At 60.6% G+C, this 18,224-nt stretch carries 19 protein-coding genes and 1 pseudogene; 14 read left to right on the top strand and 6 right to left on the bottom strand.

The features are described 5' to 3' along the window. The first annotated feature begins 283 nt into the window (after positions 1-283). The 9 genes from PSH80_RS06000 (at position 284) to PSH80_RS05960 (ending at position 7,966) form a co-directional block, all read left to right on the top strand. Positions 284-1,411: a branched-chain amino acid ABC transporter substrate-binding protein gene (locus PSH80_RS06000; RefSeq protein ID WP_057958730.1), complete on the top strand. Its 1,128-nt coding sequence runs from the start codon at positions 284-286 to the stop codon at positions 1,409-1,411. 228 nt (positions 1,412-1,639) lie between these two features. Further along, positions 1,640-2,563, top strand: coding sequence for a high-affinity branched-chain amino acid ABC transporter permease LivH (livH, locus tag PSH80_RS05995; protein ID WP_057958729.1), 924 nt, complete (start codon positions 1,640-1,642; stop codon positions 2,561-2,563). Then, positions 2,560-3,813, top strand: coding sequence for a high-affinity branched-chain amino acid ABC transporter permease LivM (locus tag PSH80_RS05990; protein ID WP_032858082.1), 1,254 nt, complete (start codon positions 2,560-2,562; stop codon positions 3,811-3,813). The genes livH and PSH80_RS05990 overlap by 4 nt, the downstream gene beginning before the upstream one ends. Next, positions 3,810-4,577, top strand: coding sequence for a high-affinity branched-chain amino acid ABC transporter ATP-binding protein LivG (livG, locus tag PSH80_RS05985; protein ID WP_057958728.1), 768 nt, complete (start codon positions 3,810-3,812; stop codon positions 4,575-4,577). Before PSH80_RS05990 ends, livG begins: the two co-directional genes overlap by 4 nt. Next, positions 4,578-5,279: an ABC transporter ATP-binding protein gene (locus tag PSH80_RS05980; protein ID WP_029297115.1), complete on the top strand. Its 702-nt coding sequence runs from the start codon at positions 4,578-4,580 to the stop codon at positions 5,277-5,279. A gap of 235 nt (positions 5,280-5,514) precedes the next feature. Next, entirely contained in the window at positions 5,515-5,817 is a 303-nt protein-coding gene (locus PSH80_RS05975) for a DUF2282 domain-containing protein (protein WP_057439836.1), read from the top strand. Positions 5,818-5,841: 24 nt separating this feature from the next. Continuing rightward, entirely contained in the window at positions 5,842-6,723 is an 882-nt protein-coding gene (locus PSH80_RS05970; RefSeq protein WP_057958727.1) for a DUF692 domain-containing protein, read from the top strand. After that, positions 6,720-7,484, top strand: a complete 765-nt coding sequence (locus PSH80_RS05965; RefSeq protein ID WP_057958726.1) for a DUF2063 domain-containing protein — start codon at positions 6,720-6,722, stop codon at positions 7,482-7,484. Before PSH80_RS05970 ends, PSH80_RS05965 begins: the two co-directional genes overlap by 4 nt. Further along, a complete protein-coding gene (locus PSH80_RS05960) occupies positions 7,481-7,966 on the top strand; it encodes a DoxX family protein (protein ID WP_273865264.1) in 486 nt (161 codons plus the stop codon). The genes PSH80_RS05965 and PSH80_RS05960 overlap by 4 nt, the downstream gene beginning before the upstream one ends. Here the strand turns inward: PSH80_RS05960 and PSH80_RS05955 are convergent. Then, positions 7,963-8,871, bottom strand: a complete 909-nt coding sequence (locus PSH80_RS05955; RefSeq protein WP_057439842.1) for a LysR family transcriptional regulator — start codon at positions 8,869-8,871, stop codon at positions 7,963-7,965. The genes PSH80_RS05960 and PSH80_RS05955 overlap by 4 nt on opposite strands. Before the next feature lie 104 nt (positions 8,872-8,975). Between PSH80_RS05955 and PSH80_RS05950 the strand changes: the two genes are divergently transcribed. Beyond that, a complete protein-coding gene (locus PSH80_RS05950) occupies positions 8,976-9,575 on the top strand; it encodes a short chain dehydrogenase (protein ID WP_128593658.1) in 600 nt (199 codons plus the stop codon). On the opposite strand, the gene PSH80_RS05945 is transcribed toward PSH80_RS05950, so the two are convergent. Beyond that, positions 9,576-9,932, bottom strand: coding sequence for a hypothetical protein (locus PSH80_RS05945; RefSeq protein ID WP_198831043.1), 357 nt, complete (start codon positions 9,930-9,932; stop codon positions 9,576-9,578). Positions 9,933-10,102: 170 nt separating this feature from the next. Here PSH80_RS05945 and PSH80_RS05940 point away from each other — a divergent pair, with 170 nt between their 5' ends. Both PSH80_RS05940 and PSH80_RS05935 read left to right on the top strand, forming a co-directional pair. Then, on the top strand, positions 10,103-10,774 hold the full coding sequence (locus PSH80_RS05940) for a COG3650 family protein (protein WP_115127548.1): 672 nt from the start codon (positions 10,103-10,105) through the stop codon (positions 10,772-10,774). Between the two features lie 106 nt (positions 10,775-10,880). After that, a complete protein-coding gene (locus PSH80_RS05935; RefSeq protein ID WP_057958721.1) occupies positions 10,881-12,494 on the top strand; it encodes an NAD(P)/FAD-dependent oxidoreductase in 1,614 nt (537 codons plus the stop codon). 67 nt (positions 12,495-12,561) lie between these two features. On the opposite strand, the pseudogene PSH80_RS05930 reads toward PSH80_RS05935, so the two are convergent. After that, a pseudogene (locus PSH80_RS05930) lies at positions 12,562-13,653 on the bottom strand (PLP-dependent cysteine synthase family protein). Positions 13,654-13,869: 216 nt separating this feature from the next. Here PSH80_RS05930 and nhaA point away from each other — a divergent pair. Continuing rightward, positions 13,870-15,057 (top strand): Na+/H+ antiporter NhaA, encoded by a 1,188-nt coding sequence (nhaA, locus tag PSH80_RS05925; RefSeq protein WP_305419529.1) that lies wholly within the window; start codon positions 13,870-13,872, stop codon positions 15,055-15,057. Positions 15,058-15,582: 525 nt separating this feature from the next. Here nhaA and PSH80_RS05920 read toward each other — a convergent pair. Beyond that, positions 15,583-16,047, bottom strand: a complete 465-nt coding sequence (locus PSH80_RS05920) for a glycine zipper 2TM domain-containing protein (protein ID WP_029297142.1) — start codon at positions 16,045-16,047, stop codon at positions 15,583-15,585. Between the two features lie 156 nt (positions 16,048-16,203). Here PSH80_RS05920 and PSH80_RS05915 point away from each other — a divergent pair, with 156 nt between their 5' ends. Further along, positions 16,204-16,449 carry a hypothetical protein gene (locus PSH80_RS05915; RefSeq protein WP_057439854.1) on the top strand — a complete coding sequence of 82 codons (246 nt, stop codon included), beginning with the start codon at positions 16,204-16,206 and terminating at the stop codon, positions 16,447-16,449. Positions 16,450-16,518: 69 nt separating this feature from the next. Here PSH80_RS05915 and pdxH read toward each other — a convergent pair whose 3' ends face one another. Next, entirely contained in the window at positions 16,519-17,166 is a 648-nt protein-coding gene (pdxH, locus tag PSH80_RS05910) for a pyridoxamine 5'-phosphate oxidase (protein ID WP_057958718.1), read from the bottom strand. A gap of 27 nt (positions 17,167-17,193) precedes the next feature. Beyond that, positions 17,194-18,204, bottom strand: a complete 1,011-nt coding sequence (locus PSH80_RS05905; protein ID WP_128593659.1) for an OmpA family protein — start codon at positions 18,202-18,204, stop codon at positions 17,194-17,196. Positions 18,205-18,224 lie beyond the last annotated feature (20 nt).

The following is an 18,224-nucleotide window of genomic DNA, read 5'->3' as shown; positions in this document are numbered from 1 at the left end:
AACCCAGTTGCAATTGAGGCACCGATTGAAAGTGTCAGGAACGCCAAGGATTGCCCGAGACTCTGGCAAGCACCCGCCGCTATTCTGTCTTTTTCTTTCATTTAAGCGACATACCCGGCGTTTGCCCCCAGCAGCCAGCTTTTCAAGCGATCAACCGGCGCTCTACACTGTACCGGTACAGTTGCCAGGCCGCTGCCGGGGGATATCCGAGATATCTGATCCGGTTCTGTAGCCCACAAGGCCGCTAGAACTATAAAAAATACAACAGTAAGAGTGGAGCACTATGAATAAGGCTACTAAGCAGATTTCCAAACTGTTTGCCGCTATGGTCCTGGCTGGGGTTGCCGGCCATTCGTTCGCAGCTGACACCATCAAGATCGGTATTGCCGGCCCTAAAACCGGCCCTGTGACCCAATACGGCGATATGCAGTTCATGGGCGCCAAGCAAGCCATCAAGGACATCAACGCCAAGGGCGGTGTCGATGGCAAAATGCTTGAGGCCAAGGAATACGACGACGCTTGCGACCCTAAACAAGCCGTTGCCGTCGCCAACAAAGTGGTCAACGACGGCGTCAAGTTCGTGGTCGGCCACCTCTGCTCCAGCTCCACTCAACCTGCAACCGACATCTACGAAGACGAAGGCGTGATCATGATCACTCCGGCGGCTACCAGCCCGGAAATCACCTCCCGTGGCTACAAGCTGATCTTCCGTACCATCGGCCTGGACAGCGCCCAGGGCCCAGCGGCCGGCAACTACATCGCCGACCACGTCAAGCCGAAGGTCGTTGCAGTCCTGCACGACAAGCAACAATACGGTGAAGGCATCGCCACCGCCGTTAAGCAGACCCTCGAGAGCAAAGGCACCAAGGTTGCCGTGTTCGAAGGCCTGAACGCCGGCGACAAGGACTTCTCCTCGATTATCCAGAAGCTCAAGCAAGCCAACGTCGACTTCGTCTACTACGGCGGCTACCACCCAGAACTGGGTCTGATCCTGCGTCAATCCCAGGAAAAAGGCCTGAAAGCCAAGTTCATGGGCCCGGAAGGCGTGGGCAACGACTCCATCTCGCAAATCGCCCAGAAAGCCTCCGAAGGCCTGCTGGTCACCCTGCCGAAATCCTTCGACGCCGACCCTGCGAACAAGGCCATCGTCGACGCACTCAAGGCTGACGGCAAAGACCCAAGCGGTCCGTTCGTGTTCCCAGCCTACTCGGCGGTTGAAATCATCGCGGGCGGCATCGCAGCTGCCAAAAGCGAAGACACCACCAAAGTGGCCGAGGCCATCCACGCGGGTACCTTCAAGACCCCGACCGGCGACCTGAGCTTCGATAAGAACGGCGACCTGAAAGACTTCAAGTTCGTGGTCTACGAATGGCACTTCGGTCAACCAAAAACCGAAGTTTCCCCTCAGTAAGCCAGGCGTTACTGGACAACAAGCCCACTGTGCAAGCAGTGGGTTTTGTTTTACGAGGTTTATGGGCCACGCACCCGCGATCCGGGCGCTGGCTCACCTGAAAATCTTAAAACCGTCACCAGCGGTTCGCTGGCAAATGCTTTGTGCAAATGTGCTCACAGAACACAGCACCGAGCAGGAAGATGACTCCACCAGTGAAATGCGTATCGGGTTTTTAGGAGCGCTGTAATGCCTGAGATCTATCATTTTTTCCAACAGCTGGTTAATGGCCTGACCATTGGCAGCACCTATGCCTTGATAGCCATTGGCTACACAATGGTTTACGGCATCATTGGAATGATCAACTTCGCCCACGGCGAGGTGTACATGATTGGCTCCTACGTGGCGTTCATTGCCATTGCCGGGCTGGCCATGATGGGTATCCACTCCCTGCCGCTGTTAATGACTGCCGCGTTCCTTGCGTCAATCGTCGTAACCAGTGCCTACGGCTACAGTATCGAACGTGTTGCATACCGCCCCTTGCGTGGCAGCAACCGCCTGATCCCGTTGATTTCCGCCATCGGCATGTCGATTTTCCTGCAGAACACCGTATTGCTGTCCCAGGACTCCAAGGACAAGTCCATTCCCAACCTGATCCCGGGGAGCTTTTCCTTCGGTCCAGGTGGTGCAGAAGAAGTGCTGATTTCCTACATGCAGATCCTGGTCTTCGTCGTCACCCTGGTGGCCATGCTGGGCCTGACCCTGTTCATCTCCCGCTCCCGTCTGGGGCGCGCCTGCCGGGCCTGCGCCGAAGACATCAAGATGGCCAACCTGCTGGGTATCAACACCAACAACATCATTGCCCTGACCTTCGTCATCGGCGCCGCACTGGCCGCCGTCGCTGCCGTGTTGCTGAGCATGCAGTATGGCGTGATCAACCCCAACGCCGGCTTCCTGGTGGGGCTCAAAGCCTTCACTGCGGCGGTCCTCGGCGGCATCGGCAGTATTCCGGGCGCGATGCTCGGCGGGCTGGTGCTGGGTGTGGCCGAAGCCTTTGGTGCCGATATCTTCGGCGACCAGTACAAGGACGTGGTGGCATTCGGTCTATTGGTTCTGGTGCTGTTATTCCGGCCGACCGGCATCCTGGGCCGTCCGGAGGTTGAGAAAGTATGAGCAGATATCTTAAATCGGCGTTTTTCAGCGCCTTGCTGGTATGGGCCGTGGCCTTTCCGGTACTCGGGCTCAAGCTGAGCATTGTCGGGATCAACCTTGAAGTACACGGCACCGGGCCAGTCACCCTGACCATCATTGCCCTGTGCTCGGTGCTGATGTTCCTGCGGGTGCTGTTCACCCAGCAGGTCGGTGCGCTGCTCAAGTCCAACCGTGGCCCGCTGGTCTCGCCCAAGGTCAGCCAGTTCCTGACCCTGCCGCGCACCCAGCGCTACATCATCATCGGCCTGATCGTGGCCGCGTTGATCTGGCCATTCTTCGGCTCCCGTGGTGCGGTGGATATCGCCACCCTGATCCTGATCTACGTGCTGCTGGGCCTGGGCCTGAACATCGTGGTGGGCCTCGCGGGCCTGCTCGACCTGGGTTATGTGGGCTTCTACGCAGTAGGTGCCTACACCTACGCGCTGCTCTCGCACTACCTGGGCTGGAGCTTCTGGATCTGCCTGCCTCTGGCCGGCATGGCGGCGGCCACCTTCGGCTTCCTGCTGGGCTTCCCGGTGTTGCGCCTGCGCGGTGACTACCTGGCCATCGTGACCCTGGGCTTCGGTGAAATCATCCGTCTGTTCCTGCGTAACCTCACCGATATCACCGGCGGCCCCAACGGCATCAGCAGCATTCCCAAGCCAACGTTCTTCGGCTTGTCGTTTGATCGCTCCGCTGCCGAAGGCATGCAGACCTTCCACGAGTACTTCGGGATTGCCTACAACCCGGTGAGCAAGGTGGTGTTCCTGTACCTGGTCGCCCTGTTGCTGGCCCTGGCCGCGCTGTTCGTGATCAACCGCCTGCTGCGCATGCCGATCGGGCGTGCCTGGGAAGCGCTGCGTGAAGACGAAATCGCCTGCCGCGCGCTGGGCCTGAACCCGACCGTCATCAAGCTCTCGGCCTTCACCCTGGGTGCCGCGTTCGCCGGTTTTGCCGGCAGCTTCTTTGCCGCTCGCCAAGGCCTGGTGACACCGGAATCGTTCACCTTCATCGAGTCGGCAATCATCCTCGCCATCGTGGTATTGGGTGGCATGGGCTCGCAGTTGGGCGTGATCCTTGCGGCCATCGTGATGATCCTGCTGCCGGAACTGATGCGTGAATTCAGCGAGTACCGCATGTTGATGTTCGGCGCCATGATGGTGCTGATGATGATCTGGCGCCCTCAAGGCCTGCTGCCCATGCAACGTCCACATATGGAGCTGCGCAAATGAGCCGCGAGATCCTGAAAGTCGAAAACCTGAGCATGCGCTTCGGCGGCTTGCTGGCGGTCAATGGCGTCGCCCTGACCGTCAAAGAGAAACAAGTGGTCGCGTTGATCGGCCCCAACGGCGCCGGCAAGACCACGGTGTTCAACTGCCTGACCGGTTTCTACAAACCGGCCGGTGGCAGCATCCTGCTGGACGGCCAGCCGATCCAGGGCCTGGCCGGTCACGAGATCGCCCGCAAGGGCGTGGTGCGGACCTTCCAGAACGTGCGGTTGTTCAAGGACATGACCGCCGTGGAAAACCTGCTGATCGCCCAGCACCGGCACCTGAACACCAATTTCTTCGCGGGCCTGTTCAAGACCCCGGCGTTCCGCAAGAGCGAGCGCGAGGCCATGGAGTACGCCGCGTACTGGCTGGACAAGGTCAACCTGACCGAGTTTGCCAACCGCCCGGCCGGCACCCTGGCCTACGGTCAGCAACGGCGCCTGGAAATCGCCCGCTGCATGATGACCCGCCCGCGGATCCTGATGCTCGACGAACCGGCTGCCGGCCTCAACCCCAAGGAAACCGAAGACCTCAAGGCGTTGATCGGTGTGCTGCGTGAAGAAAACAACGCCACCGTGCTGCTGATCGAACACGACATGAAACTGGTCATGAGCATTTCCGACCATATCGTCGTGATCAACCAGGGCGCGCCATTGGCCAACGGGACGCCGGAGCAGATCCGCGACAACCCGGAAGTGATCAAAGCCTATTTGGGGGAAGCGTAAATGCTGCAATTCGAAAACGTTTCCACTTTCTACGGCAAGATCCAGGCCCTGCACGACGTCAACGTGGAAGTGCGCCAGGGCGAGATCGTCACCCTGATCGGTGCCAACGGTGCCGGCAAATCCACCTTGCTGATGACCTTGTGCGGCTCGCCCCAGGCTCACAGCGGCAGCATCCGCTATATGGGTGAGGAACTGGTGGGCCAGCACTCTGCGGCGATCATGCGCAAGAGCATTGCCGTGGTCCCGGAAGGCCGTCGGGTGTTTGCCCGCCTGACCGTGGAAGAGAACCTGGCCATGGGCGGGTTCTTTACCGACAAGGGCGACTACCAGGAGCAGATGGACAAGGTGCTGCACCTGTTCCCTCGGCTCAAGGAGCGCTTCAGCCAGCGCGGCGGCACCATGTCCGGTGGCGAACAGCAAATGCTTGCCATCGGCCGTGCGCTGATGAGCAAGCCCAAGCTGCTGCTGTTGGATGAGCCGTCCCTGGGCCTGGCCCCGATCATCATCCAGCAGATCTTCGACATCATCGAGCAACTGCGCAAGGACGGTGTGACGGTGTTCCTGGTGGAACAGAACGCCAACCAGGCACTGAAAATTGCCGACCGCGCCTATGTGTTGGAAAACGGCCGGGTAGTGATGCAGGGCAGCGGCGAACAACTGCTGACCGACCCGAAAGTGCGCGAGGCTTACCTCGGCGGCTAGGGTATGAATGTGGGAGCGGGCTTGCCCGCGAAGGCGGTGTGTCGGTGCCGGATGGTTTGGCTGACACACCTCTATCGCGAGCAAACCCGCTCCCACATTTGCTTTGTGTGAACCGTAGAATTTGCATTGTTTTAACTTTTATTCGAGCCGCCTGTAACGATCCCCTCCCCCCTTTCTCTAGTGGGGTATGCAAGCACAAACGCTTGCTTACCCTCCTCACTGCTGGAGAAACATCATGACCACCCGTTCGCTGTCCGCCGCCACCCTCGTCCTCGCCCTGGGGTCGGCCTTGAGCCTGAGCACCCTGACCACTGTCGCCCATGCCGACGACGCGAAGATGGAAAAATGCTTCGGCGTCGCCCTCAAAGGCAAGAATGACTGCGCCGCAGGCCCCGGCACTACCTGTGCGGGCACCTCGAAAACCGACTACCAGGCCAACGCCTGGAACCTGGTCCCTGAAGGCACCTGCGTGAAGATGGAAAGCCAAACCTCGCCGACAGGTTTTGGCCAACTGGAAGCCTTCAAGGCCAAGTCCTGAATTACCCCTGCCTGAGTACTGACGATGACACTTTCATCCCTGCCTGATGTCGCCCAGGCTCAGGCACCCGGCCTTGCGTGCCGGGCCGGGCTGGGGCTCAAGAGCGAACACTGGCATACAGTGCTCGCCACCCTGCCCGATATTGGTTTTTTTGAAGTCCATGCCGAAAACTACATGGTGGCCGGCGGGCCTTTTCATCACTACCTGGGCCTGATCCGCGAGCAGTATCCGCTGTCACTGCATGGCGTCGGCCTGTCCATCGGCGGCGAAGGCCCGCTGAGCCAGGCCCACCTGGCGCGCCTGGCGGTACTGATCGAGCGCTATCAACCCCAGTCCTTTTCCGAACACCTGGCCTGGTCCAGCCACGGCCCGGTGTTTCTCAACGATCTGCTGCCCCTGGCCTATGACGACGCAACTCTCAAGCGAGTGTGCGAACACGTGGACCAGGTACAAACCACCCTCAAGCGGCCCATGCTGCTGGAGAACCCGTCGACCTACCTGCAGTTCCAACGCTCCACCCTGGATGAAACCGACTTTATCCGCGAGGTCATCCGGCGCACCGGCTGCGGTTTGTTGCTGGACGTGAACAATGTGTATGTGTCCTGCATCAATCATCAGCAGGATCCGTTGGCCTACCTCGATGCGTTGCCTTTGCACGCGGTGGGCGAGATTCATCTGGCAGGCTTTGCCGAAGACAGCGACAGCCTTGGTGATCGCCTGCTGATTGATGATCACGGCGCGCCCATCGACAACGCCGTCTGGCAGTTGTATCAGCAGGCCTTGCAACGCACCGGGCCGGTTGCGACGCTGATCGAGCGCGACAACGATGTACCGGCCTTCAGCGTATTGCACGCCGAAGCCCGGCAAGCCGAGCGCCACTTGCTGGCTGCGGCGGTGCGCCCATGAATGTGCTCGAACAGTTTGCAAAGGCCCTGTTGGCGCCGGGCCAGCCATGCCCGGAGGGTTTGTTCAGCCACAACGGCGCCGATCCCGCCAGCCGTTTTGCGGTGTATCGCAACAACGTCCACAGTTCGTTAATCAGCGCCCTGGCCGACGGTTACCCAGTAACCCGGCAACTGGTGGGCGATGGTTTTTTCCGCGCCATGGCCGGGTTGTATGTCCAGGCCTATCCACCCACCAGCCCACTGCTCAACGAGTACGGCAGCGACCTTGCCGCCTTTATCCAGGGCTTCGCCCCCGCCGCCAGCGTGCCTTACCTGGCGGACGTCGCGCGACTGGAGCACTTGCGGATCAACGCCTATCACGCCGCCGACACACCCGTCGCCGAGCCCCAGGCCGTCATCGACCAACTGCAACAGTTGCCCAGCCTGGGCAACGTACGCCTGCACCTGCACCCCAGCGTCAGCACCCTGCAGTCGAACTATGCCGTGGTGGCGTTATGGGCCGCGCATCAAACCACCGACACCGTCGCCAGCCTCAACCCCTGGCAGGAGCAAAGCGCGTTGATCCTGCGCAACGGCCTGGAGGTCGAGGTATTCGGCATCGACAGCGGCTGCGTGACGTTTATCAACAGCCTGGCCAACGATTGGCCCCTGGAAATGGCGGTGGCGTACGCCCTCGACGCAGCGAGCGAATTTGACCTGCACCACTGCCTGGGACTGCTGATCAACCACCGCGCCATCACCCATATCAAGGTACAACCATGAACACTGCCGCTACGCGCCTGATTGCACGCGCCACCCAAACCTTCGGGAACATCCCCTACAGCCTGATCGCCCTTATTGCACGCTTTTCCATGGCGGCGGTGTTCTGGAAGTCCGGCCAGACCAAGGTCCAGGGCTTCGCCGTCGACCTGATAGACGGCACCTTCGAACTGGGTGTGCCGCAGTTGGCCAACTCCACCGTGCCGTTGTTTAAAAGTGAATACCACGTACCGTTTGTACCCGCAGAAGTGGCGGCGTACCTGGCTACGTTCGCCGAGCATTTTTTCCCGGTCCTGATTCTGCTGGGTCTGGCCACGCGCTTTTCGGCCCTGGCCTTGTTGGGTATGACCCTGGTGATCCAGTTGTTTGTCTACCCCGACGCCTACCCGACCCACGGCACCTGGATCGCCTTGCTGCTGCTGTTGATGGCCAAGGGGCCAGGACGGGTGTCCATGGATCACTGGATTGCCCGGCGCTGGCGCTAAAGCCGGTCCAATGCCTCGCCATTGCGTTTGAACCAGCCCACCAGGTAATCGGCCAGTACTTGGGTACGGCGTGGCAACCCGCCCTGATAGGGGTGGACCAGGTACATCGGCTGGCTACGAGTCTGATAATCACGCAGGAGCCAACGCAGCCGGCCGTCAGCCAATTCCATCTGCAACAGATAGGAGGGCAGCCGTGCGATGCCGGCACCCACCAACGCAGCCTTTTTCAGCAGGTTGTAGTGGTTGGAGGCAAACGTGCCATCCACCCGGACCCGCAGCAATTCGTGTTGCTGGTGATACAGCCACTCTTCGCGACCACTGTAGTGGCTGTTGAGCAAGCAACGGTGGCCGACCAGCTCCGCCGGTGTCAGCGGTTCCCCGTGTTGCTCCAGATAGGCCGGGCTGGCGCAGGTCATTTCATGCCAGGCCAACAGCGGCCTGGCGACCAGCCTTTCATCGTTGGCCACCGCCGAGCGTACTGCCAGATCAAAACCGTCCCGCGCCAGGTCACGATAATTGTTGTTCAGATCCAGCTCGATCTGTACTTGCGGGTACTGCCGGGAAAACTCCAGCAACAGACCATCGAAGAAGGTTTCACCCAGGGAAACCGGAACGGTCATACGCACCGGCCCTGCCACATCGTCCTTGAGCCGCGCCAATGCCTGACGCGCGCGGTCGACCTGGATTACCAATGCCTGGGCCTGGGGTAACAGCGCCGCGCCGGCGGCAGTGAGGCTTAATCGACGGGTGGTGCGATGCAGCAACACCACCGAAAACTGCGCCTCCAACTGGCTGATGCGCTTGGACAACTGGCCCTTGCTGCACCCCAGTTGCTGGGCGGCCAGGGTAAAACTGCCGGCTTCGATCAACACCGCAAACGCCGCCAGATCATCCATCTCGCTCATGGATTGTTTCCAATTGAAAACCAAAGGTTGCCTATTAGTGCGCTTATCCGCAGAAAAAACCACTCTAGACTCAAGGCTCACCTGAACCTCTAGAGGAACGACACATGAAAATCCTGTTGATTGGTGCCAGCGGCACGGTGGGCTCGGCGGTCAAGGCAGAACTGTCCCAGCGCCATGAAGTGATCAGCATTGGTCGCACGAGCGGCGACTTTCACGTCGATATCAGCGACAGCGCTTCGATCCGCCGACTGTTTGCACAAACCGGCAAGTTCGACGCCCTGGTGTGCGCCGCCGGCAGCGTCAACTTTGTGCCCCTGGGCGAAATGGACGCCAGCCACTTCGACCTCGGCCTGCAAGACAAACTGATGGGCCAGGTCAACCTGCTGCTGATCGGCCGCGAATTTGCCAACGACGGTGCGTCCTTCACCTTCACCAGCGGCATCCTCAACCGCGACCCGATCCGCACCGGCGCCTCGGCGGCGCTGGTCAATGGCGCCATTGATGCTTTCGTCAAAGCGGCGGCAATTGAACTGCCACGGGGCCTGCGGATCAACTCGGTCAGCCCCAACGTACTGCTGGAGGCCATGGGTAGCTATGCGCCTTATTTCCGGGGCTTTAAGCCGGTGCCTGCGGCAGATGTAGCTTTGGCCTACGCCAAGAGTGTGGAAGGCTTACAGACCGGGCAGACTTACATCGTCGGCTGATCACTTGATCAGCGACGGCATCATCTCCAACAACTGATCGCGAGGGATGGAGAACCTCAGGCCCGGACCGTCGAGCACACCCTGGACCGTCGCCGTATTGAGCTGCCGGCCATTGAGGTACAGGGTCATCTGTTTATGCATGGCCGCCTGGGACAGCGCTTTCGTGCGCTCCTGGGCCTGCGGTGTGAGCGTCACGTCAACCTCGATAAACTCGGGGTGGAGGGCTTGGGCTTTTTTCAGGGTCAAGGTGATATCGGTGAAGTCGGTCTGTGAGGTATAGAACAGCTTGGCCGGCACCTCGGCCCAGGCCAGGGGTGCCACGCAGGCCAGGGCGAAAAGGGCCCATCGAATGTTCATATGAATGCGCCTTTCGAAAAACTTAAACTTGGCATAAGGCTTCCGTGACCTCCACGGGAAAAGGCTTAATTTCAGGCTCCGTTAAAATGCTGCAACCTAATCGCCCATCACCGACTTGTGATGCAGCGCCAGCCTGCGTAACGTGGCGGCACTTGTCAGGAGACCCGATAATGCGTGCCGCCCGTATCCTTGCTCTGTTTGCCCTACTGCCCCTGTTCACCGCCTGCCAGGTGTTTGAGCGCGACCCGGCCAAGCCGTCCACGGCGGGCCTGACCCGCATGCAGGGCGAGTTGACCGCCATCGGCGATAAACTGCTGTTCCAGCCCTGCCATGACCAGCGCAACTACGTGGTCAACGATACCGGCGGCACCAGCATCCTCCAGGAAGCGGCGTCCCTGGCCGGCCAGCAAGGGGCCTTGTTTGCCGACTTGCGCGGCAAGTTCTCCGGGGTCGCCAGCGGCACCCAGGGCCAGGTGGAGCTGCAGCAGCTGTACCGCGTCGAACGCTCGACCTCGGCCTGTGACGACCCGGACTTCAAGCGCATGATCCTGCGCGCCAACGGCCACAAACCCGCGTGGGCGCTGAATGTCACCAACAAGGGCATGGTCCTGCAGCGCGAGGGCCAGCCACCGCTGCCGGTACCTTATGTGGAAGAGCAACTGGGCGATGGCCGTTTCAACCTCACCACCGAAGCCAACGGCCAGAAGATCGAACTGTGGGTCGCGCCCCAGCGCTGCATCGACAGCGTCAGCGGCAGCCTGCAGCACATGAGCGCCGAACTTCGGATCAACGGCCAGGTACAGCGTGGCTGCGCGGCGTTTGGCGGCTCGCGAGACGACTGATTCGGCCCTGCGCTGTTTTAGCATGACGGGAAACCGCCGTTGGAGCTTATAATCGCCGGTTTGCAAAACCGCCGGCCCTACCAAACGCCGCATACCGGATCCTGTCATGCTACGAATCACCGAACTCAAGCTGCCCATCGACCATCCCGAAGAAGACCTGCGGCCTGCGATTGTGCAGCGCCTGGGCATCGCCAGTGATGATCTGCTCGATTTCACCCTGTTCAAACGCAGCTACGATGCACGCAAAAAATCATCGGAGCTGTGCTTCATCTACACCGTCGACCTTGAGGTCAAGGGCGAAGCCGCCCTGCTGCTCAAGTTCGCCGACGACCGCAATATCAACGCCGCACCGGATGTCAGCTACAAGGTAGTCGGCCAGGCGCCGGCCGACCTGAGCGAGCGACCGATTGTGGTCGGTTTCGGTCCTTGCGGGATCTTTGCCGGGCTGTTGCTGGCGCAGATGGGCTTCAAGCCGATCATCCTCGAGCGTGGCCGCGAAGTGCGCCAGCGCACCAAGGACACCTGGGGCCTGTGGCGCAAAAGCGTACTCAACCCCGAGTCCAACGTGCAGTTCGGCGAGGGCGGCGCCGGGACCTTTTCCGACGGCAAGCTCTACAGTCAGATCAAGGATCCGAAGTTCCACGGGCGCAAAGTGCTGCACGAGTTCGTCAAGGCCGGCGCGCCAGACGAAATCCTCTACGTCAGCAAACCGCATATCGGCACCTTCCGCCTGACCGGCGTGGTAGAAAACATGCGCCAGCAGATCATCGCCCTGGGCGGTGAGGTGCGTTTCGAACAGCGGGTCACCGACGTGCTGATCGAGGACGGCCAGTTAAATGGCGTGGTCGTCGATGGTGGCGAGCAGATCCTCTCCAGGCACGTGATCCTCGCCCTCGGCCACAGTGCCCGCGACACCTTCCGCATGCTCCACGGCCGTGGCGTATACATGGAAGCCAAGCCGTTTTCGGTGGGTTTCCGTATCGAACACCCGCAGTCGCTGATCGACGCCGCGCGCCTGGGCAAGTATGCCGGGCACCCAAAACTGGGGGCGGCCGACTACAAGCTGGTGCACCACGCCAAGAACGGCCGTTCGGTGTACAGCTTCTGCATGTGCCCGGGCGGTACGGTGGTGGCGGCCACTTCCGAGCCAAATCGGGTCGTGACCAACGGCATGAGCCAGTACTCGCGTAACGAGCGCAATGCCAACTCCGGGATCGTGGTCGGTATCACCCCGGAAGTGGACTATCCGGGCGGCCCGCTGGCCGGGATCGAGTTGCAGGAGCGCCTGGAATCCCATGCGTTCATCCTCGGCGGCAGCAACTACGAAGCGCCGGCGCAACTGGTGGGTGATTTCATCGCCGGCAAGCCGTCCACCGCTATTGGTAGCGTGGAGCCTTCCTACAAGCCGGGCGTTGCTCTCGGCGACTTGGCCCTGGCCTTGCCAGACTTCGCCATCGAGGCCATCCGCGAAGCGTTGCCGGCCTTTGAGAAGCAGATCAAGGGCTACTCGCTGCATGACGCAGTCCTGACCGGGATCGAAACCCGCACTTCGTCGCCACTGCGGATCACCCGCGACGCGTCGATGCAGAGCTTGAATGTGAAAGGCCTGTTCCCGGCGGGTGAAGGCGCAGGTTATGCCGGCGGGATCCTGTCGGCAGGCGTTGACGGGATTCGGATTGCCGAAGCCGTGGCGCGCAACATCCTCGGGATCGAAGCCTGAGTAAACGCGCTCCATTGTGGGAGCGGGCAAGCCCGCCTCCCACAGTGATCGTCATGCGCCAGGCAGTTTAGATATTGGCGCGCAATACGCTGTCCGGCAACGGCTCGCCACGCTCGACACTGGCGGCAACCGCGTCGATCAACTCTTCCAGCGCATACCCCTGCCCAACCAGCCACGCATCGTCGTAGTAGGTCGTGGCATAACGCTCGCCACCGTCACACAGAATCGCCACGATAGACCCCGACTGCCGCCTGCATCTGCTGCGCAGCAATCAACGCGCCGATCAGGTTGGTGCCGCTGGATCCCCCGACCCGCCGTCCCAAGCGCTGCGCCAGGTAATGCATGGCGGCCAGCGACAAGGCATCCGGCACCTTGACCATTGCATCAATCACCTTGGGCAGGAACGACGCTTCCACCCGTGGCCGACCAATGCCTTCGATCCGTGAGCCGCAGTCCAGGCGCAAGCTGGCATCACCGCTCTGGTAATATACTCGAAGAACACCGAACGCTCGGCGTCGGCACACAACACTCGGGTGCAATGCTGGCGATAACGCACATAGCGCCCCAGAGTCGCCGTGGTACCGCCGGTACCCGGGCTGGAAATCAGCCAGCTCGGCTCTGGATGCCGCTCGAAGCGCAACTGCTGGAAGATCGACTCGGCAATATTGTTGTTCGCCCGCCAGTCGGTAGCCCGTTCGGCATAGGTGAACTGATCCATGAAGTGCCCACCGCTTTCCTGCGCCAGGCGCTCGGATTCGGCGTAGATCTGCGTGGGGTCCTGCACCAGGTGGCTCTTGCCGCCATAGAAGGCGATCTGGGCAATTTTTTCCTGGGACGTGGTGGCCGGCATCACCGCAATAAACGGCAGGCCCAGCAAGCGCGCGAAGTACGCTTCGGAAATCGCGGTGGAGCCACTGGAGGCCTCGATCACCGGCGCGCCGGGCTTGAGCCAGCCGTTGCACAAGGCATACAGGAACAAGGAGCGGGCCAAGCGGTGCTTAAGGCTACCGGTGGGGTGGCTGGACTCATCCTTGAAATACAATTCGATCCCCGGCAAGCCCGGCAATGCCAGTGGGATCAGGTGGGTGTCGGCGCTGCGCTGGAAATCAGCTTCAATAATGCGAATGGCCTCTCGGGCCCACGGACGGTGGTCACTCATGCTCAAGTTCCATTAAGTTTTCAGGCGTGATCTTAGGGTGTTTCCCAAACTGCACACAGATACAGTCATGACTTAATTCGATCCCTAATTGCTAGGCTTTGAGCCAATCCCTAGCACCGCACTTTTATATAACAAAAAAGAATATAACTTTTGTTTTAACAACTAACAGTACGGGTTAGGGTACGCCCCTATTGAACCTTGATTGGAGAGCGTCCCTTGCCTCTGCGTAGCACGTTTACCCGTTTCTTCCAGCTCGAAGCGGCCAGCGGTCTGTTACTGATCGCTGCAGCCGCCTTGGCCCTGATCATCAACAACTCGCCGCTGTCGTCGTTCTACAGCAGCTTTCTTGAAGTGCCCGTCGCCGTACAGATCGGCGCCCTGCAGATCGCGAAGCCATCGCTACTGTGGATCAACGACGGCCTGATGGCCCTGTTCTTCCTGCTGATCGGCCTGGAGGTCAAGCGCGAGCTGCTCGACGGCCATTTGTCCAAGCCTTCCCAGGTTGTGCTGCCAGGGGCTGCGGCCATCGGCGGCATGGTGGTGCCGGCGCTGATCTACTGGGCCTTGAACAAGGATAACCCGGCGGCACTCGGCGGCTGGGCCATCCCGATGGCCACCGATATCGCCTTTGCCCTGGGCGTGCTGGCACTGCTGGGCAAGCGTGTACCGGTGTCGCTGAAGCTGTTCCTGATGACCCTGGCGATCATTGATGACCTGGGAGCCATCATCGTCATTGCGATTTTCTACTCCGGCGAACTGTCCACTGCGTCGCTGGCGGGCGCCGGCGCCTGCCTTGTCGCGTTGATCACCATGAATCGCCTGGGCGTGGTCAAGCTCGGGCCGTACCTGATCATCGGCTTGATCCTGTGGGTCTGCGTGCTCAAGAGCGGTGTTCACGCCACCCTGGCCGGCGTCACCCTGGCGTTCTGCATTCCTCTGCACACCAAGAACGCCGAGCCCTCGCCCCTGCTCGGCCTGGAACACGCCCTGCACCCGTGGGTGGCATACGGCATCCTGCCGCTGTTCGCCTTTGCCAACGCTGGCGTGTCGCTGGCCGGGGTCAATCTGGAAAGCTTCACCCACCACGTGCCGATGGGTATCGCGGCAGGTTTGCTGGTGGGCAAGACGGTCGGTGTGTTTGGCCTGACCTGGCTCGCCGTGAAAACCGGGCTGGCCGCCCTACCGACCGGCGCCAATTGGGGCCAGGTCATGGGCGTCGCCATCCTGTGTGGCATCGGCTTCACCATGAGCCTGTTTGTCGGCTCACTGGCGTTCTTGCCGGGCAGTAGCGAATACGCCGGGATGGACCGGATGGGCATTCTCACCGGCTCGATCCTCGCGGCATTGATTGGTTATGCCGTGACGGCGATGGCCAGTCGTAAGCAGGTGACAGTCAACGCTTAACGCGTCATGTGGGGGCAGGCCTGTCTTGCCCCCATGCACTGTTTCAGCCTCTTCCCCCCTCGCTCACAGCACCTTCCTACCTTCTTTCTCCTGCGCCTCCCCTAACGTCGCACACCCGTCTGCAAGAACGGATGTCACGGCCAGGAGGGCAGGATGGCCAACAACCAGGACAGCCCCCTGCTGTCGGGGGCGTGTTCGCCAAATCCTCTCTACGAAAATCCAAAAGAACAAAGAAGATTCGCACCATGAGATATCTGATTGCAGCCTTCGATAAGGCTACTGACCTTCAGGCGTTTGTAGTCGAGCAACATGGCTGGGAGGTCTACAACCTGCCCCCGCTCAACTAACGGCTATAGAAACCTTGGCCGGCAGAGTAATAAATGACTCTGCTCATCACTTCCAACTTACCTGCAACGTTTAACGCACCCGGTCGAAATCAAAAATCACATTAAGAAAATCCTTAGCCGAACCGAAAAAAACCCCGACCAGGCACCCGGTCGGGGTTTTTCTTTTACTGTATGACGCTTAGCGGGTAACGCGGCTGGTCCCATCTACAGTCATGATGCGCACACGGTCGCCGATGCGGAAGATTTCGTTTTCCTGCACCGCCTGGACGTAGGCGCGCATGCTGCCGTCGTCTTCGCGCACGGTGATTTCCACGCCCTGGGTACGGGTCAGGCCTTCTTCGGTAGCCGAGCCCAGCAGGCCGCCCGCCACGGCGCCGATAACGGCAGTCACGATGCTGCCGCGACCGCCACCGATGGCGCTACCGCCAACACCGCCGATGACCGCGCCTGCTGCGCCGCCGATTGGGGTCTTGGTGCCTTCGATCTTGACCGGACGCAGGGATTCGATGGTACCCATGCGCACGCTTTGCACACGACGGGCTTCGTCACGGGAGTACGAGTCGCCGGTCAGACTGGAGGCGCAGCCACCCAGCAGCAACGACATGGTGGTAAAGCAGGCAACCAGCAGAACAGACTTACGCATAGCATCAACTCCAAAGGACATATCTTTATTAGACTCCGCTGCTTGACGCCTGTCACGGCACGGCCCGGAGAAAATTGCTTTCATTCAGCCCCAGTACAGACAGGTGTATCGCAAAAACCGACAAACGGTAGCACCTACACCCAGACAAGGAATTTCATGGACTACTTCATCATTGTAGCGACCACCGCCGCCGGCCTGTATTTCCACTGGTGGCTGTACCGGCGGATCAAGCGCTGGGTAGATCGCGACCTGGCGCTGTCCCTGGCTGGAGACGATCAGCGCAAGCGCAACTTTATGCTGCAACAGTTGGACCGCGCCAAGGCAGAGAAGGTCAAGCGTAAGGATTTACCACAATGGCTGCAGGACGCAGCCCGGCAATACACACCACAAGCCCCGGAGTAGAGACTTCGGCAGGAACACCTGACTCCAGGCCACAGCGCCCATATGGATTACAGGTGTTTAAAGGCGCACTCAGGGCGCCAGGCGCTCGCGGGTCCAGTCGGTACCCTGCAAGCGATAGTTCAAGCGGTCGTGCAAGCGGCTCGCCCGGCCCTGCCAGAACTCGATGCGTTCCGGCAGCAGGCGATACCCCCCCCAGTGCTCCGGGCACGCCGGCTGGGTATCGCTGAAGCGCTGTTCGGTCAGCGTGAGCAAGTCCTGCAATTGCTGGCGATCACGGATCACCTGGCTTTGCGGGGAAGCCCAGGCACCGATGCGGCTGCCCAGGGGTCGCACCTGATAGTAGGCATCCGATTCCTCAGGCGTGACCTTGACCACCCGCCCCTCGATGCGCACCTGGCGCTCCAGGGTCGGCCAGAAGAAGGTCATGGCAGCAAACGGGCGGGCTGCCATTTGCTGGCCCTTGGCGCTCTGGTAGTTGGTAAAGAAGGTAAAACCCTGGGCATCCAGGCCCTTGAGCAGCAGGACTCGGCAGTGAGGCCGGCCCTCCTGGTCCACGGTCGCCAGGGTCATCGCGTTGGCCTCCACCGGCGCTTGCTCGGTCTTGACCGCATCGCTGAACCACTGGTGGAACAAGGCAAACGGCTCGTCCGGGGCCTGGGCCTCGCTCAAACCGTCCCGCGTGTAGTCACGGCGCATATCCGCCAATGCCTGGTTCATGGGGCTTTATCCTTCTCGCTCAACTGCTCAGTTTTTCGCCTGGTCGTTTGCCGCTACTTTTTTCGCAGGTGCAGCTGCCTTGGCGGCCACCGGCTTTTTGGCTGCCGGCTTGGCGGCGGCTTTTTTCGCGGCTGGCTTGGCGGCGGCCTTCTTGGCCGGGGTTTTCTTCGCGGCCACGGCTTTCTTGGCCACCGGCGCAGGAGCAACGACGTCCTGTACCGCTACCAGTTCAGGCTTCGGCGGGTTTGGCGAGTTGTACTTGCTCAGCAGTGCCAGCATGGTGGTGCGCTGGGTGAACATGATTTCCATGCGACGGTTCAGAGCGCGGCCCTGGGTGCTGTCGTTGGCGGCGCGGGGCATCAGGTCGCCCATGCCACGCAACATCAGGCGGTCCTGCTTCAGGCCGCTGAGGCTGAAGATCGAAGCAATGGACTGGGCACGCTCCTTGGTCAGGGCCTGGTTCTGCACGGTGTCGATGTGGCCCAGGACCAGCACGGCAGTCTTCGGATCCTTTTCAACGGCCTTGGCGACACGGGTAAACGGACCCAGGGTCACCGGCAACAACATCGCCGGGCGCTTCGGGTTGTACGAACCATCGACCGGGGCAATCACCACCAGTACGTTGTCGCGACGTTCCAGTTGCAGGTTGCTGTCCTTGATCGCGGCGCGCAGGCGTGGCTCGTAGTCATCCAACCAGGCCTGGGTGATTTTCGGGTCTGGCATCGGGATGTTGGTCACATCGACTTTGTTCAGGGGTTTTGGCTTGCTTTCAAACGGCCACCACCATTTGGTGTCGCTTTCAGCCTTGGCCACTACCGGCGCCGCAGCGGGAGCAGGTGTTGCCGCCTTCAGATCGGCCTTGAGATCAGCCTTGGCGTCAGCCGCCTTGGCATCGGCCTTGGCGGTAACGTCCTTGGCCGCCGCCTTGTCGGACCCGAATGACCACCAATGCTCGCCAGACGCATCATTTTGTGGGTTTTGTGCACAGCCAGTAATAGTGAGGCAGAGCGCCAGAGCCAAGGACTTGTTCGATAACATGAGATATCCACAAAATGAGA

Source organism: Pseudomonas sp. FP818 (assembly GCF_030687335.1).
Taxonomy (GTDB): Bacteria; Pseudomonadota; Gammaproteobacteria; order Pseudomonadales; family Pseudomonadaceae; genus Aquipseudomonas; species Aquipseudomonas shahriarae.
Note: the sequence above shows the minus strand (reverse complement) of the source record. Positions and strands in the feature narration are given on the sequence as shown.